At 65.5% G+C, this 15,531-nt stretch carries 16 protein-coding genes; 13 read left to right on the forward strand and 3 right to left on the reverse strand.

The genetic code is table 11. The features are described 5' to 3' along the window. Nucleotides 1-40: 40 nt before the first annotated feature. The 3 genes from E8M01_RS20255 (at nt 41) to E8M01_RS20265 (ending at nt 3,558) form a co-directional block, all read left to right on the forward strand. Nucleotides 41-1,633, forward strand: coding sequence for an ABC transporter substrate-binding protein (locus tag E8M01_RS20255; RefSeq protein ID WP_215908777.1), 1,593 nt, complete (start codon nt 41-43; stop codon nt 1,631-1,633). A gap of 81 nt (nt 1,634-1,714) precedes the next feature. Beyond that, nucleotides 1,715-2,659 (forward strand): ABC transporter permease, encoded by a 945-nt coding sequence (locus tag E8M01_RS20260; RefSeq protein WP_136961791.1) that lies wholly within the window; start codon nt 1,715-1,717, stop codon nt 2,657-2,659. Nucleotides 2,660-2,682: 23 nt separating this feature from the next. Further along, nucleotides 2,683-3,558 (forward strand): ABC transporter permease, encoded by an 876-nt coding sequence (locus E8M01_RS20265; protein ID WP_246088369.1) that lies wholly within the window; start codon nt 2,683-2,685, stop codon nt 3,556-3,558. Between the two features lie 17 nt (nt 3,559-3,575). Here the strand turns inward: E8M01_RS20265 and E8M01_RS20270 are convergent, their stop codons facing one another. After that, a complete protein-coding gene (locus tag E8M01_RS20270) occupies nt 3,576-4,295 on the reverse strand; it encodes a FadR/GntR family transcriptional regulator (RefSeq protein WP_136961792.1) in 720 nt (239 codons plus the stop codon). 247 nt (nt 4,296-4,542) lie between these two features. On the opposite strand from E8M01_RS20270, the gene E8M01_RS20275 reads away from it, so the two are divergent. The 8 genes from E8M01_RS20275 (at nt 4,543) to E8M01_RS20310 (ending at nt 10,946) form a co-directional block, all read left to right on the forward strand. Further along, nucleotides 4,543-5,421 carry an alpha/beta hydrolase gene (locus E8M01_RS20275; RefSeq protein WP_136961793.1) on the forward strand — a complete coding sequence of 293 codons (879 nt, stop codon included), beginning with the start codon at nt 4,543-4,545 and terminating at the stop codon, nt 5,419-5,421. Between the two features lie 34 nt (nt 5,422-5,455). Beyond that, the gene (locus E8M01_RS20280; RefSeq protein ID WP_136961794.1) at nt 5,456-6,094 is read left to right on the forward strand and encodes a hypothetical protein; all 639 of its coding nucleotides are present in this window, start codon (nt 5,456-5,458) and stop codon (nt 6,092-6,094) included. A gap of 323 nt (nt 6,095-6,417) precedes the next feature. Beyond that, on the forward strand, nt 6,418-6,891 hold the full coding sequence (locus E8M01_RS20285; RefSeq protein ID WP_136961795.1) for a MarR family winged helix-turn-helix transcriptional regulator: 474 nt from the start codon (nt 6,418-6,420) through the stop codon (nt 6,889-6,891). After that, entirely contained in the window at nt 6,888-8,552 is a 1,665-nt protein-coding gene (locus tag E8M01_RS20290; protein ID WP_136961796.1) for an efflux MFS transporter permease, read from the forward strand. The genes E8M01_RS20285 and E8M01_RS20290 overlap by 4 nt, the downstream gene beginning before the upstream one ends. Before the next feature lie 11 nt (nt 8,553-8,563). Then, nucleotides 8,564-9,664 carry an HlyD family secretion protein gene (locus tag E8M01_RS20295; RefSeq protein ID WP_136961797.1) on the forward strand — a complete coding sequence of 367 codons (1,101 nt, stop codon included), beginning with the start codon at nt 8,564-8,566 and terminating at the stop codon, nt 9,662-9,664. Between the two features lie 90 nt (nt 9,665-9,754). Continuing rightward, nucleotides 9,755-10,117: a hypothetical protein gene (locus E8M01_RS20300; protein WP_136961798.1), complete on the forward strand. Its 363-nt coding sequence runs from the start codon at nt 9,755-9,757 to the stop codon at nt 10,115-10,117. Nucleotides 10,118-10,308: 191 nt separating this feature from the next. Next, nucleotides 10,309-10,566 (forward strand): type II toxin-antitoxin system Phd/YefM family antitoxin, encoded by a 258-nt coding sequence (locus E8M01_RS20305; protein WP_136961799.1) that lies wholly within the window; start codon nt 10,309-10,311, stop codon nt 10,564-10,566. Next, nucleotides 10,563-10,946, forward strand: a complete 384-nt coding sequence (locus E8M01_RS20310; protein ID WP_136961800.1) for a type II toxin-antitoxin system VapC family toxin — start codon at nt 10,563-10,565, stop codon at nt 10,944-10,946. Before E8M01_RS20305 ends, E8M01_RS20310 begins: the two co-directional genes overlap by 4 nt. 130 nt (nt 10,947-11,076) lie before the next feature. On the opposite strand, the gene E8M01_RS20315 is transcribed toward E8M01_RS20310, so the two are convergent. Beyond that, nucleotides 11,077-12,042 carry an IS481 family transposase gene (locus tag E8M01_RS20315; protein ID WP_136958885.1) on the reverse strand — a complete coding sequence of 322 codons (966 nt, stop codon included), beginning with the start codon at nt 12,040-12,042 and terminating at the stop codon, nt 11,077-11,079. Between the two features lie 96 nt (nt 12,043-12,138). Between E8M01_RS20315 and E8M01_RS20320 the strand changes: the two genes are divergently transcribed. Next, nucleotides 12,139-13,629 carry an amidase gene (locus tag E8M01_RS20320; RefSeq protein WP_136961801.1) on the forward strand — a complete coding sequence of 497 codons (1,491 nt, stop codon included), beginning with the start codon at nt 12,139-12,141 and terminating at the stop codon, nt 13,627-13,629. A gap of 523 nt (nt 13,630-14,152) precedes the next feature. On the opposite strand, the gene E8M01_RS20325 is transcribed toward E8M01_RS20320, so the two are convergent. Beyond that, on the reverse strand, nt 14,153-14,641 hold the full coding sequence (locus E8M01_RS20325; protein ID WP_136961802.1) for a RidA family protein: 489 nt from the start codon (nt 14,639-14,641) through the stop codon (nt 14,153-14,155). A gap of 191 nt (nt 14,642-14,832) precedes the next feature. On the opposite strand from E8M01_RS20325, the gene E8M01_RS20330 reads away from it, so the two are divergent. Further along, nucleotides 14,833-15,531, forward strand: a complete 699-nt coding sequence (locus tag E8M01_RS20330; protein WP_136961803.1) for a TetR/AcrR family transcriptional regulator — start codon at nt 14,833-14,835, stop codon at nt 15,529-15,531.

Raw genomic sequence — 15,531 nt, forward strand, 5'->3', positions numbered from 1 at the left:
CACAGATCCAACACCACGGCCCATCTGGAGGCGAAAAACCATGTCCCTTTCCGATTGTCTTGGCCTGATGGACCGGCGTGCGGTCCTGGCGCTGGGCGGCACGGCCGCCGCTGCAGCCCTCGTCGGTCCGGCTGGCGCGACCGATCTTTATGGCCCGAAACCGACCGGCGCGAAGACCGGCGGCACGCTCAACATGGGCCTGCTGGTCGAACCGCCTGGCCTCGATCCGTTTCACCAGGCCGCCGATGCCCGCATCCGCCTGACCGTGCTGATCTATCAGGGGCTGTTCTATGAAAGCCCGGACGGACAGGCCATGCCGCTGCTCGCCGAAGGTTTCGACCTCTCGGCCGACCGGCTCGTCTACACGGTGCGTCTGCGCAAGGGCGTGAAGTTCCATACCGGCCAGGCGATGACCGCCAAGGACGTCGCCTATAGCTACAACTACATCCGCGACCCGAAGAACGGTTCGCCGGGCGCCGGCGATTTCGGCATGGTCCAGTCGGTCGAGGCGGTCGACGACGCCACCGTCAAGATCACCATATCCGCCCCCAACGCGGCCTTGCCGATGACGCTCGGCAACAAATATGGCGGCGTGGTGCCGGCAGGCTATTTCGATGCCGCGGATGCCAAGACCAAACTCAACCAGGCAAGCGTCGGCACCGGCCCGTTCAAGCTCGCCGAGTTCAAGCCGAACAGCAACGCCACCCTGGTGCGCAATCCCGACTATTGGGAGCCGGGCGTACCCTATCTCGACCGGATCAATTTCGTCTTCGTGCCGAATGGCGCGAGCCTCCTGGTCGGCCTGCGCAACAAGCGTGTCGATATCGCCACCTTGACCCGCCCGCAGGACGTTCGTCAGGTCGAGGGTGTCGCCGGCCTGGTGGTCGAGCGCAGTCCCTCGTTCAACCAGAAGGCCATCGACCTCGGCGCCGAGCTGAAGCCGCTCGACGACGAGCGGGTGCGCCGCGCCATCGCGCTTGCCGTCGACAAGGACGAGATCATGCGCGCATCCATCGGCGGGCTCGGCAAGGTGATCGGCACCATGGTCGCCGGCATGCAGGACAGCTGGGGCGTGCCGCTCGACAAGTTGCCGAACCAGAAGCTCGACATCGAGGCGGCCAGGAAGCTCCTGGCCGAGGCCGGCCACGCCAATGGTTTCGACCTGACGCTGACCTCGATCATCGGTTACGACTGGATGGACGCGGCCGCCGTGACGCTGCGCGAACAGCTCGGCAAGGTCGGCATCCGCCTGACCATCCAGCGCGTCGAGCTCGGTGTCTGGGTCAAGAATTTCCAGTCGAAGCAGATGGGCTTCACCTTCAACGACTGGGCGACCGTTCCGGACCCGAATCTGCTGTTCTACCGGCACTTCCACAAGGCGCCCGAAGGCGCGGATTTCCGCAACTGGAAGAACGACGAGGCGAGCCGCCTGCTCGACGAGGGCCGCGTCGAAAACGATCCGGCCAAGCGGCGGGAGATCTATCACCGCTACCAGCAGGTAATGGCGACCAGCGTGCCCACCATCATGCTGTTCTCGGCCGACCATGTCGTCGTGCGCAACGACAAGGTGCGCAATTACGTGCAGCACCCGACCGGCTGGTATTACGGCCTGGCCCGGGCCTGGCTCGCCTGATCTTGAAGCCTGACGCGAAGCGGTTCGCCGCTTCGCGTCAGGCCTGTTCCCCAAGGCCTGTTTCAACCACCGAAGAGACTGATGGGCGCTTATCTCGCAAAAAGGCTGGCTGCCTCGATCGTCACTGCAGTCCTGGCGTCTGTCGTCGTCTTCCTTCTGGTGCGCAGCGTGCCGGGCGATGTCGTCGGCCAGATGCTCGGCCAGACCAGCGATCCCGTCGCGGCCAAGGCGCTGCGCGAATTCTTCGGCCTCGATCAGCCGGTCTGGCAGCAATATCTGGGCTGGCTCGCGCGTGTCGTCACCGCCGATTTCGGCACCAGCTGGACCCGCGGCCAACCGGTTCTCGGCATGGTCTGGTCGGCGCTCGGTGTCACCTTGCAGCTCGCCTTCGTGACGCTGGTGGTTGCGACCTCGATCGGGGTGCCGCTCGGTGTCGTCGCCGGCATCTATGAAGGCCGCTGGCTCGATCGGCTGATCCAGACCTTCAATCTGCTCGGGCTGGCCGCTCCGGTGTTCTGGATCGGCCTGATGCTGCTGGTCGGCGTCTCCGCCGCTTTCGACTGGTCGCCGCCACTGATGTATGTGTCGCCGGCCGAGTCGCTTGCCGAAAACCTGTCGATCATGGCCTTGCCGATCCTCAGCCTGGCCCTGCTACAGGCCGCTGCCTATAGCCAGTTCGTCCGCCAGAGCGTCGTCTCGGCCTTCGGCCAGGACTATGTCCGCACCGCCATCGCCAAGGGCGTGCCGACCCGCATCGTTTTCTTCAAGCATGTGCTGCGCAATATCGCGATTCCCTTGATCACCTTCATGGGCCTGATCCTGATCCAGATCCTCGGCGGCGCGGTCATCATCGAAAGCCTGTTCGCCTTGCCGGGGCTCGGCCGGCTGCTGCTCTCCTCGATCGAGACCCGCGACTATCCCGTCTTGCAGGCCGGCCTGCTGGTCGTCGTGGTGATCGCCATGCTGGTCAATCTGGCGGTCGACCTGCTCTACCGGATCATCGATCCGCGCGTCCGGTTGAGCTAGGTGCCGTCATGACCGAGGCTGCCATGTCCCGAACCGCCATGTCCCGAACCGCCATCTCCGCCGCGAAGCCTGGTCGCCTGGCGCTCGCCCTCAGGCGCATGCGGCGCGAGCCGGATCTCGCCCTTGGCCTGATCCTGCTCGCGCTGGTCGCGCTCGTCGTCATGTTTCCCGGCCTGTTCACCGCCCATTCGCCGACCGCCATCAGCGTCGACAAGGCGATGGAGGCGCCGTCGGCGCTGCATCCCTTCGGCACCGACGATGTCGGCCGCGATATTCTCGCCCGCGTCGCCTATGGCGCCAGGATCACCTTGTCGATCTGCGCCAGCGCGCTGTTCGCCGCGGCCTTGATCGGCGGCGGTTTCGGCGTCGTGTCCGGTTTTGTCGGCGGCCGCCTCGACATGCTGCTCGGCCGCCTGATCGATGTCGTGCTGAGCTTCCCGCCGATCATTCTCGGCGTCATGGTGACCGGCATTCTCGGGCCGAAGACGGTCAACCTGGTCTTTGCCCTGACCGTGGTCTATGTGCCGGTGTTCTTCCGCATCGCCCGCTCCGGCGCCATGGCGGAGGCCGGCCTGACCTATGTCGAGGCGGCGCGCAGCATTGGCCTGTCGGAACCCTGGATCTTGTTTCGCCACGTCACGCGCAATGTGCTGCCGCTGATCCTGGTGCAATGCATGGTGTTGTTTCCGCTGGTGCTGCAGATCCAGTCGGCGCTCGGCTTTCTGGGCCTGGGCGTGCAGCCGCCAACACCGGACTGGGGCGCCATCCTGCAGCAGGGCAAGGACTACATCCTGCTGGCGCCCTGGATGTCGGCCTTTCCGGGCCTGGCGATCCTGGTCACCGCGCTGGCGCTGATGCTGGTCGGCCGCGGTCTGCAGCGGCGAATGGACCAGCGATGAGCTGGTCCGGGCCGGGCTCAGCTGTCGCTGACCGACATCAAGGTGCGCAGGAGATAGCTGCGGATGGCCTCGCGGGCGGCGACCGCGTCGCGGCTGCGCAGCGCCTCGACGATCGCGGCATTGTCGCGCGCGGCGACTTCCCTGACTGCGCTGATCGGCAAGGCATGGCTGCCGGGCCGGCCCCAGCCGGACTTGCGCCGCGAGGCGATGATGGCTTCGAACATCGAGATCAGGAAGCTGTTGCGCGAGGCCCGGACGATGGCCAGGTGCATGGCATATTTGGCCTCCTTGAACTCGGTCCAGGTCGTCGCATTGCGCAGCGCCTCGAGATAGGCGGAAAGGCCGGCGAGATCGGCGTCGCTCGCCCGTTCGGCGACCAGTTCGGCCAGCATCGGCTCGAACATCAGGCGCGCCTCGAGCAGTTCGCCCAGGCTGAACTCGGGTATCTCGACGGCTGTTTCGGCGGCTTTCGCCACGTCCCGCGCGACGAAGGTGCCGCGCCCGACATGACGGATGATCAGGCCTTCGCTGACCAGCAGGTTCATCGTCTTGCGCACCGTGTTGCGCGCCGCGCCGAAGCGGCTCGCCAGCGCCCGCTCGGTCGGCAGGCGGGTGCCGGAGCGCAGCCGGCCCTCGACGATCGAGCCCCTGAGGCTTTGGTAGATCGCCTGGCTGTCGGAGTCGGACTTGACCCGCGTGCTGGGCTCTTCCGGGGATTTGCGCAAGGTCTCGAGCATGCTTGGTCTGATTTGGTTCCACCGCCGCAAGTGATGGATACACCATTTGCTTTGATTGTTCAAAAGCCCTGCGGCCGGGCCTCGGAGTGGGCCGAATGATCGGCAATTGGTTGCCTTTGGATCATATTGGTCTCGAGCGGACTGGCTGGTCCGCGTTCCAGCTCACGCTGCTTCGCGCTCATCGCGCTTGCCAAGGTCTGTTGGCCGGGCGCATCCCATCAGACGCATTCATTGGACGGACAGGAACATGACTTCGGATCAGCCGCTCTGGTCGACCCTCTCGGCCGCAGAGCATGAATTCCAGTACAATCCGCAGGCCGCCTTCCCGAATTACGCGGATGCCCAGGCCAGCCGCCAGGCGGCGAGCGCCGAAGCGCGGGCCACCCTGACGTGCCGGGCCGACCTGGCCTATGGCGAGCATCCCTTGCATCGGGTCGACGTCTATCCGGCGGCCGATGACGGCAAGGGGCCGGCGCCGGTCCATATCTTCTTCCATGGCGGATATTGGCGCGCCCAGGACAAACAGAATTTCGTCTTCGTCGCCCGTCAACTGGTGGCCGCCGGCATCACCACCGTGGTCGCCAATTACGAGCTCTGCCCGGCATCGACCCTCGACGGCGTCGCCGGCTCGGCGGTTGCCGCGGTGGGTTGGGTCAGGCGCGAGGCGCCGGGTTTCGGCGGCGACCCCCGCCGCATCAGCATTTCCGGCCATTCGGCCGGTGCCCACCTGACCGCCGAGGTGCTGGCCCATGACTGGGCGGCCCAGGGTGTCGATCCCTCCTTCATCGTCGGCGCGGTGCTGATCAGCGGCATCTACGATCCCCGTCCGGTCATGCGCACCACCGTCAATGCCGATGTCCGCCTGACGGAAGAGATCGCGCTCCGCCGCGACGTCGAGCGCCGGCCGGTTTTCGCCAAATGCCCGGCCACGCTGTTGGTCGGCGGGCTGGAGCCCTGGCAGTGGATCGACCAGACCTATCGTTATGCCCATCACCTGCATCGCAGCGGCATGAACCCCGAGGTTCATGCCCTGCCGCGCTGGGGTCATTTCGATATTCTCAACGAATTCCTCGAGCCTGGCAGCCCGATCCTGAACGCCGTGATGATGCGGGCGAAACAGGCCTGAGCTGACACCGGCGGCACAAAAACGGGAGTGAGCGATGAGTGGCCAGCATTGGCGCATGACCGTCTATGACCTCGGCGCCGGCGCGACCTGCGCCGTGTCCGAGCGCTCGTTTGCTTTCGTCTATGCCGAACGAGGAGGGGCCTCGGTCACGTCAGGCGGCACGACCCGATCGGTCGAGACCGGCGACGGCGTCTTTGCCGAGGCCGGCAGCGGGATCGCGAGCTCGGGCAATGCCTGGCTCTACGAGATCGCGCCGAGCTCGCTGCCACTGCGTTTCGAGGCCGGCCTGTCGCCGGTGCTCTCACGCATCGCCATTGTCGACGACGGCCCGCATATCCTGCGGGCCGACCGTGTCGAATCGCAGGCCGGCGCCCAGACGCCCGCCCATCGCCATCGCGGCCCGGGCATCCGCCGTCTCGAACATGGCCTGCTGCGCGCCGAGGTCGGTGATCAGCTCGACCGGGTCGGCGCCGGCGGCGCCTGGTTCGAGACCGGCCATGAAACCGTCATCGGCACCAATATCAGCGGCGGCACCAATATCTTCGTCCGGGTCATGCTGCTGCCGGCGGAACTGGCCGGTGGGCAGAGTTCCTTCGTCGCCGCCAGCCCTGCGGATGCGGCCAAGCCGCGCGCGGTCGATCTGCGCCTCTTCGGCGAACTCCCGATCGGCTGAGGTTTGCTCGGCCGCACGCTGTCGACGGAGCCAGCGGCCTTGTGCCGGGCATCCACGACTTGGCCCGCTGTCAAGACGTGGATGGCCGAGACAAGTCCGGCCAAGACGACGTGTTGATCTTCCGATGTGCTGGGCGACGGCGCGGGCCTTGCGCCCTCTATCCGACACAGCCTGTCGCCCTCCCGCCAACCGCTCCCATTGCTCGACACATCCGCGTGATCATCCCGCCACGCGCTGGACAGGCTGCGTCTTGAAGTATATGTAGCTAGCTACAATATGCCTAATACATATTGTGCAAAAGCATATATTTCGGGAGAAGCGGCATGGACCCGTACAAGGATTTCATGCGGGACCTCGCATTGGCCTCGCGCTGCATGCGCACCTGCTTCGATCTGCGGCTGAAGGCGCTCGACCTGACGCTGGCGCGCGGGCGCATCCTGCTCAATCTGGCTGCCGCCACCCGGCCGGTGAGCCAGGCCGAACTCACCGTCTTCCTGGAGGTCGAGCATTCGACCGCCGTCCGGCTGTTCGATAGCCTCGAGCAGATCGGCTATATCGCCCGCCAGCCTTCCGAGCTGGACCGGCGCGCCAAGGACATCGCACTGACCGACAAGGGCCGGCCGGTGGCCGACAAGGTCGTCGACATCATCGAGCAGATGCGCGACGACGTGCTGCGCGACATCGATCCCGAGGACCTCGCTATCGCCGACCGGGTGCTCGGCCTGGTGTCGCGCAATCTGGTCGCGCTGACCGCTGCCTCCGCCGGCGCCGCGCCCGTTCCCGAGCCCGTGTCATGACCACAGCAGTGCAGGATCGCGTCGGCGCGAAAGCGGCGTCGGTTGCCGTACCGGCGGCGGCATCCGCCGCCACGGTTCCGCCGGCTGCGCCGCCGGCCTCGCGACTGGTCTTTGCCGCCTATGCCGCGGCTTCGCTCTTGCTCGGCCTGACCCAGGGGCTCGGCCTCAATCTGGTTTCGGCCAACCTGACCGGCATCCAGGGTGCGCTCGGCATGACCCAGATCGAAAGCAACTGGCTGGTCGCCGGCTATATGGCGACCAACATCACCGGCATGATGCTGCTCTACAAGATGCGCACCCAGTTCGGGCTCAGGCGCTTCGCCGAGATCGGCCTGCTGGTCTATGTCCTGGTGGCCTTCGCCCATCTCGTCAGCAACGACCTACGCTCGGCGGTCGCCGTGCGTGCGGTGATGGGTTTCGTCGCGGCTCCCCTCAGCACGCTGGCCTTCTTCTACATGCTGGAAAAGGCGCCCGAGGCCAAACGCCTGTCGATCGGCGTCTGTTTCGGCATGCTCGGCGCGCAGGTGGCCGTGCCCTTGTCGCGGGTCATCTCGCCGGAACTGCTGGAGATCGGCGAATGGCACGGCCTCTACCTCCTGGAATCAGGCCTGGCGCTGATGAGCCTCTGCGTCATCCTTGTCCTGCCGCTGACCCATCCGCCGCGCATGAAGGTGTTCGACCGGGCCGATCTCGTCAGCTTCCCCCTGCTTGCCATCGGCACCGGCGCGTTGATCCTGGTGCTGTCGCTCGGCCGTGCCTATTGGTGGTTCGAAGCTCCCTGGCTTGGCGTGCTGCTGGCCGTCGGCATCGGCGCCATGGCCCTGCTGGCCGCCGTCGAACTCAATCGTGCCAATCCGATCATTGATCTGCGCTGGCTCGCCTCGCGTGAGATGCTGGCCTTTACCGGCGCGCTGATGCTGTTCCGTGTGCTCCTGTCGGAACAGGCGGTGGGTGCGGTCGGGCTGTTCAACACGCTCGGCCTGCAGAACGACCAGATGATTCCGCTGTTCTGGGTCGTGGTGATCGCGACCGTCGCCGGTTATGCCTTCACCAGCCTGGTCGTCCAGCCGAAGCGGGTGCCGATGTTGCACCTGGCGGCACTGGTGCTGATCGCGGCCGCTGCCTGGATGGATGCGCAGGCGACCAATCTCACCCGTCCCGAGCAATTCTATCTGAGCCAGGCGATGATGGCCTTTGCCGGCGCGATCTTCCTCGCGCCGTCGATGGTGGCCGGCCTGGTCAAGGCCCTGCAGCGGGGCCCGAGCTATATCCTGAGCTTCCTCGCGCTGTTCCTCGGCTCGCAGACCATTGGCGGCCTGCTCGGCTCGGCCGTGCTCGGCACCTTCGTCACCATTCGCGAGAAATTCCACTCCAACATCCTGTCCGGCGCCTTGACCTTGACCGATCCGGTGGTGGCCCAACGCGTCCAAAGCTACGGCACCAACTATTCCAGGGTGCTGCAGGACGGCGCGCTGCGCGACGCCCAAGGGGTCGCGGCGCTCGGCCGGCTGGCGACCCAGGAAGCCAATGTGCTGGCCTATAACGACCTCTTCCTTCTGGTTTTCGCGATGGCGCTCGCCGGCATCGTCGCGCTCGTCTTCCACCTGATCCTCGACGCCATCAGCGCCTCGCGGCGGACGGCGCTGGTGCCCACGAACTAGAGAAACCTCACATGTCCATCGCCAAATCCCTGCGGTTGAAGACCGCTCTGCCTGCCTTGATCGTCGGCCTCGCCGGCGTCCTCATGGTGCTGTTCGCCTGGCAGTTGCCGCCGTTCCAGTCGGCGGTGCAGAGCACCAACAACGCCTATGTGAAGGGGCAGGTGACAGTGCTCAGCCCGCAGATCCCCGGCTATGTCACCGAGGTCGCCGTGCAGGACTATATGATGGTCAGAAAGGGCGACCTCATCGCCCGCATCGACGACCGGATCTATCGCCAGCAACTGGCCCAGGCCGAGGCGGCGCTGGCGCAGCAGCAATCGGCGCTGGCGAGCTTCGACCAGAACCGGCTCGCCCGGCAGGCGAGCCTCGACCTGGCCAAGGCGCAGTTGCAGAGCGCCGAAGCCGCGTTGCAAAAGGCCCAGCATGACCAGGAGCGCACGGGGTCGCTGGTCAGCCGGGGCATTTCCTCGGCCGCCATTGGCGACCAGGTGCGGGTCGCGCTGATGCAGGCCGAAGCCGGCGTCGCGCAAGGCCGCGCCAATGTCGAGCTCGCCGAGCAGAACCTCGCCTTGGTCGATGCCGGCAAGCCCTCGCTCGCGGCCGGCGTGAAGAGTGCCGAGGCGGCGGTCGCGCTGGCCGAGATCAATCTCGGCAATACCCGCGTCACCGCGCCGGTCGACGGGCGGCTGGGCGAGGTCGGTGTGCGTGTCGGCCAATATGTCACGGCCGGCAGCCAGCTCTCCTCGGTGACCCCCTCGACCGTCTGGGTCATCGCCAATTTCAAGGAAGCTCAGCTCGCCAACCTGCGTGTCGGCCTGCCCGCGACCTTCACCGTCGATGCGCTCGACCATGCCACGCTGCATGGCCATGTGATCCGCATCTCGCCGGCCACCGGATCCGAATTCAGCGTGCTGAAGCCGGACAATGCCACCGGCAATTTCACCAAGGTGGCGCAGCGCATTCCGGTCCGGATCGAACTCGACGGCAATCAGGACCTCGCCGACCAGTTGCGCCCGGGCATGTCGGTCGTGGTTGCCGTCAACACCGGCGCAGCGGTCGCCGCCGCCCTTGCCGCTGCCGATCGGGGTGCTGGGTCCAGCGCGGTGAACTGACCGGCGACTTCCGGGCGGCTCTTCGGTTGCCCCGGCCGTCCCGAATGGTAGCCTGCGGCTCTCGCACAATCGCTTAGGGACGCCTTTCGCATGAAACATTCCACAGGTCTTGTCGCCCTCGCAGCCGTGCTCGCCTCGCTTGCCGCCGCCGCGCCAGCCGTGGCCCGCGACGTCAGCTGCCGGATCGAGCAGCAGGGCAAGGTGGTGCTCGATCGGACCTGCGATTTCCAGGCTGATGGACGCGACGGCTCTTTCGTCCTCTCGGCGCGCGGCCGGCACGGCAACCTGCTGCCGCGCATTTCGATGGTCACCGTTTCGGTCGTTTCGCCTGGTGTCGCCGAGGTGCGCGGCCTGACGCTGGACGGCATCAACTCGCGTTGGGGCGAGGCACGTCGCTCAGCCCGCGACGGCGCCTGCTGGGAGGGCAGCGACTTCCGCATCTGCGCCCACTAGCCGGGCTCCAGAGCCCAGCAGGGCAGACTGCGGCACGCGCCCTCATCCGACCGAAGGCGGGTTCGAGGCCGGCTGAGGGCCCGCAGCTGCAATCGATTTGCTACCCGTCTCCGGCACGTCATTGACATGGACCATCATCAGGACCTTTTTTTTGAAAGTGGACCTTATGATGGTCCGGAAGGACATGTCCGATGCGGATGTCGGTCACGGAGGCCAAAGGACAACTGACCGAACTGGTGCGCCGCGCCGAGGCCGGCGACGAGGTCATTCTGACCCGCCACGGTCAGGCGGCCGTTCGCCTTGTGCCTGTCAGGATAAGGCTGGACGCGAAGGCGCGCAGGGCGGTGCTCGAAGCGGCGAGGGCGGCGGGCGCGGCGAAGGCGAGTGCCAGGCCGAATGCGGCGCGGAGCCAGGATTTCCTTTATGGTGATGACGGCCTGCCCGAATGATCGCCGTCGATACGTCAGCGCTCATGGTGATCATCCTTGACGAGCCGGAGGCCGACGCCTGCATCGCCGCGCTCGAAACCGAAAATGACATCCTGATCTCGGCCGGGACCGTAGCGGAAGCCCTTGTCGTTTCGGCTCGGCGGAACGTCGCTGCGGAGATGACGAGCCTGATCGATGGCCTCGGCCTTGAGGTTGTGACCGTGACGCCGGCGTCGGCGCGGCGGATCGCCGAAGCCTACGAGCATTGGGGCAAGGGCGTGCATCCGGCGGGCCTCAACTTCGGTGACTGCTTCGCCTACGAGACGGCGAAGGAACATGCCTGCCGGTCGCTCTATGTCGGCAACGATTTTTCCAAGACCGATATTGAGAGCGTCCTGTGAGGCTGCGGCCGAGGCACTGATGCCGGGTCCGCGTCATCCGGCCGCGTCTGGCTCGCCGTTGTCGAAACCGATGAAACCCGCGGCAGCCGCGCCTTGCATTGGCTGATGTGGTCACCGGTCACGGCCCGTTCTAGGTGTTTAGTCCCGGCATTTGATGGAGTGGATCGAGCCTGAATCGTTGAGGCTCTGTTGTCCAGAGTTTGCAGATGAATTCGTAGGGTGTGAGGCCCTTGAGGGTCTTCAGCCTCCGCCCGAAATTGTAGGCGCTGACGAAGTCGGCGAGATGCGCTTCGAACTGCCGGTGGCTGTCGTAGTGGTAACGCTTGACGGTGGCTTCTTTGATGGTGCGGTTCATGCGCTCGACCTGGCCGTTCGTCCAAGGGTGCTTCACCTTGGTGAGGCGGTGCTCGATGCCGTTCTCCTGGCAGCGCATGCCGAACATGTGCGTCACGTAGCGCGCCGTCGGACCATCGGCATACCGTGGCGGGAAGGTGAACTGGATGCCGTTGTCGGTGAGAACGGTATGGATCTTGTAGGGGACGGCCTCGATCAAGGCCGAGAGGAAGGCTGACGCGGAGGTCCGCCCCGTCTTCCTGACGATCTGTACGACGGCGAATTTGCTCGTGCGATCGATGGCGACATAGAGGTACAGCTTGCCCTCAGCGGTCTGCACCTCGGCGATATCGATGTGGAAGAAGCCGATCGGATAGGATTTGAACTTCGTCTTCGCCGGCTTCTCGCCTTCGACCTCGGGCAGGCGGCTGATCCCGTGACGCTGCAGGCAGCGGTGCAGGGATGACCGCGTCAGCGTCGGGATCGTCGGCTGTAGCGCATAGAGGCAGTCGTCGAGCGGCAGCAAAGTATGCTTCCGGAAGGCGACGATCACGGCCTCTTCCTCAATCGTCAGCACTGTCGAAGTCGGGTTCTTCGGCCCGGTCGGCACATCGGTCACCGAGGTCCGCTTCTTCCACTTCGCGACCGTCTTCTGGTTAATCCCGTAGCGCTTAGACAGAGCCCTCAGGCTCTCTTGACTATGTTGTATCGCTCGACGGACCGCCTCAGTCGTCGTGGCGCTCCCGTGGAGAACCTGGCCCATAGCGCGTCCCTCGATTCCTGCATCGAGATTGCACCATCAAAGCCCGGGATCAAACATCTAGGCTCCCGTCCCGGCATCGAAGGAGCGGACGGCGAGATGGAACCTTGTGACCTCAGTGCGGTGGAAGCCCGTGCGCTGATCGGCGCGAAACAGCTCTCGGCGAGCGAACTGCTGGAAAGCTGCATCGGCCGGATCGAGGCGGTCGACCATGCCGTCAACGCCATGGTGGCGCGTGATTTCGAGCGCGCCCGCGCCACGGCGAAGGCCGCCGATGCCGCGACCGTCAGAGGCGATGCGCTCGGCGCCCTTCACGGGCTTCCCGTCGGCGTCAAGGATCTCGAAAACACCGCAGGCTTGCGCACCACCTTCGGCAGCGTCCTGTTCCGCGACAATGTGCCGACCGAGGACCAGCTGATCGTCAGGTCGGTGCGCCAGGCCGGCGCGATCGTCATCGGCAAGACCAACACGCCGGAATGGGGTGCCGGCGCCAATACCCGCAACGCCGTCTATGGCGCGACCGGCAATCCCTTCGACCCCTCACGTTCGGCGGCCGGCTCGTCAGGCGGCTCCGGCGTGGTGCTGGCGACCAATATGGTGCCGATCGCCACCGGCTCGGATACCGGCGGCTCGTTGCGCAATCCGGCGGCCTTCAACGGCATTGTCGGCTTCAGGCCGTCGCCCGGCGTGGTGCCGAGCGAAAGGCGGCTGCTCGGCTGGAACCCCTTGAGCGTCTCCGGCCCGATGGCCCGCACCGTGCCGGATCTCTGCCTGTTGCTGTCGACCATGGCTTCCGACGATGCCGCCGATCCGCTCTCCACCACCATCCACGGCAGGACCGTGCGCCGGCCGGAAGACTTCGCGATACCGGGTTCAGCCGATCTCTCGGCGCTGCGCGTCGCGCTGACCCCGGATTTCGGCTTTGCCCCGACCGAGCGGCATATTCGCGAGGTCTTCGCCGAGAAGACCGGCCTGTTCCGCCACGTCTTCGCCGGCGCCGACGATACGACGCCTGACTGTTCGGGCACCGACAAGACCTTCGAGGTGCTGCGCTCCATGTCGTTCATGGCGAGCATGTATGAGCGGGTGCGCGACACGCCCGAACTGGTCGGTCCCAATGTCCGCGCCAATGTCGAGGAGGGCTTGCGTTACTCGGCCCTCGACGCGACCCAGGCGATGAAGCACCAGACCGTGCTCTACCGGCGCTGGCAGACCTTCTTCGAGCGCTACGACGTCATCCTGACGCCGGCGGTCACGCTCAGTCCGCGGCCCTGGTCCGAGCTCTATCCGGCCGAGATCGACGGCCAGCCGACGCGCAGCTACTTCCACTGGCTCGCCAATGCCTATGCAGTCACCGTGGTGGGCCATCCCGCGATTTCCCTGCCCGTCGGTCTCGACCGCAACGGCATGCCCTTCGGCCTGCAGATCGTCGGCCCGCGCGGCGGCGATGCCAAGGTGCTGGCGGTGGCGGCGGCGCTCGAAAGGCTGCTTGCAGGCGACCCGCGCACCGCGCGGCCGGTGCCTGATATCGGCAGGCTCAGGACCGCGCCGGCGTTGAGCGACAGCCCGGGCTTCATGGGGTTCGATTAGCTCAATCCGGCCGCCGCCACGCCGCGCGATATTCCGGTAATCCGGGGCCACAAGCTCCACCCGACAAGACCTCCGCGATGCCACAAACCCGCCGCGGCTTCGCTCGCCCCGGTCGCGATCAAGAGCCGTCGGCGCGCGACGATCGCCGCCGCTTCGGCATCACTCTGGGGTGAGATCGCATGTCGCATCTGATCACGCGCCGCACGGCGCTCGCCGGTTCGTTCATCGCCGCGCTGGACAGAATGAAACTGGGCACTGCCATGTGGTTGTCGCGCCTATAGATTTCTGACCACCGTTGTCTGGGGTCCGCTTTGCGCCAAGAGCGGACATTGCTTGCACATAGGCCCGACGACGTTGTCGGGATGGGGCGCCGCTGCCGCCACCAGGCGGCGGCCGAACCCGGTCCGCGGGTGAAGTGGGACACCGGCAATCCGAACAGCCCCACCTCCTCCTACAGGTCCCCATGAGTACCCGAGGGTAGTCATGCTCACACTTGGCGATCGTAGCTGATCTGTCGGCGCCGCTATTTCAGCATGACGACGGCTTCGACCTCGAAGAGCATGGGGTCGATGGCGAGCTTGGGGACGGGAACCAGGGTCTGCGCCGGCAGTGTCTCGCCGAACATTTCCTTGACGTTCCTGGTCAGCACCTCGAGCTTGGACATGTCGTGATCGACCACGAACACCGTGAGCTTGGCGACCTGATCCGGCTTCGCACCAAGTGCATCGAGGGCGCTGCGCAAATTCGCGTAGGCCTGCTTCACCTGGACAGCGAAGTCGGGCGACAAGCCTCCCGTGCTGTCCTGGCCGCCCTGTCCTGAAATGTAAGCCACCTTGGCTTCGCCGGGCACGATCACCGCCGTGCTGTAGCCGTTCGGCGTCGGGTCGTAGAGGTTCTGTGGATTGACGATGGTCAGCTTGAGATCATTCTCATTGGCTGTCGTCGCAGTGGGAACTCCCACGGTCATGATGATTGGCCCTCCGATAGGCAGATGCTTGAGTGTCCGTGACATGATTTTTTCGTGGCTCGGCGGACTGCGACAACCTCGCGGCCGGCATGGTTGAGCGTTGCCCGACTTCATCTTACGACCGACTCGTACAGCGTACGATTTAGTCGCATCGTACGCTGTACGAGTCAACCGGTGAGGGTCGACATTTGTCGTGGTGCCGGCCAAAATCGACGTTCTGACAGCGAGGAACACGGATGGCAGCCAAACGTAGCGGCGCCCAGGGCAAGCGATCTCGACGGATGGATGTGGCGATACCGTCAGTCCAGGCGTCGCGCAGTGAACCGCCTCTCTCGCTGGAACGTATCGTAGCGACCGCGTTGGAACTGCTGGACGCCCAAGGCGTCGATGGATTGACGATGCGTCGGCTGGCCGATCGCCTCGGCTCGGGTGCGATGAGCCTATATTGGCACGTCGACAACAAGGAGGAGGTCTTTGATCTGGCGCTCGACGCAGTCCTCGAATACCGCCGGCCGCCGCAAACAGTTGAAACGCACGACTGGCGCGGAGACGTCGTTCATATGCTCGAGGACTGGCGTGCCAGCATGCTGCGCCATCCTTGGTCGGCAGCGCTGTTGCCGCGCCGGGCGCTTGGCCCGAACATGCTCAGTCGCCTGGAACTGCTGAGCAAGACCTTATCCGGAGCCGGCGTAGCAGACGCAGATCTGAACGTCGCGATATGGTCGGTCTGGAACTATGTGATGGGCGCCACGATAACCCGGGGAAGTTTCGATCTCTCGGCCGACGACAGGGCCGCCGGGCAGCTTCGCCTCACACAACTCAGCGAACGCTATCCGACGATCGAACGCTCTCGTCTGCTGTTGGACGACGATTGGAACGGCGCTTTCAGGAGGGGCCTCGACTTCCTGCTCGATGGCGTCGCCCCGAGGCAATGA

It is taken from the genome of Phreatobacter stygius (assembly GCF_005144885.1).
Classification (GTDB): Bacteria; Pseudomonadota; Alphaproteobacteria; order Rhizobiales; family Phreatobacteraceae; genus Phreatobacter; species Phreatobacter stygius.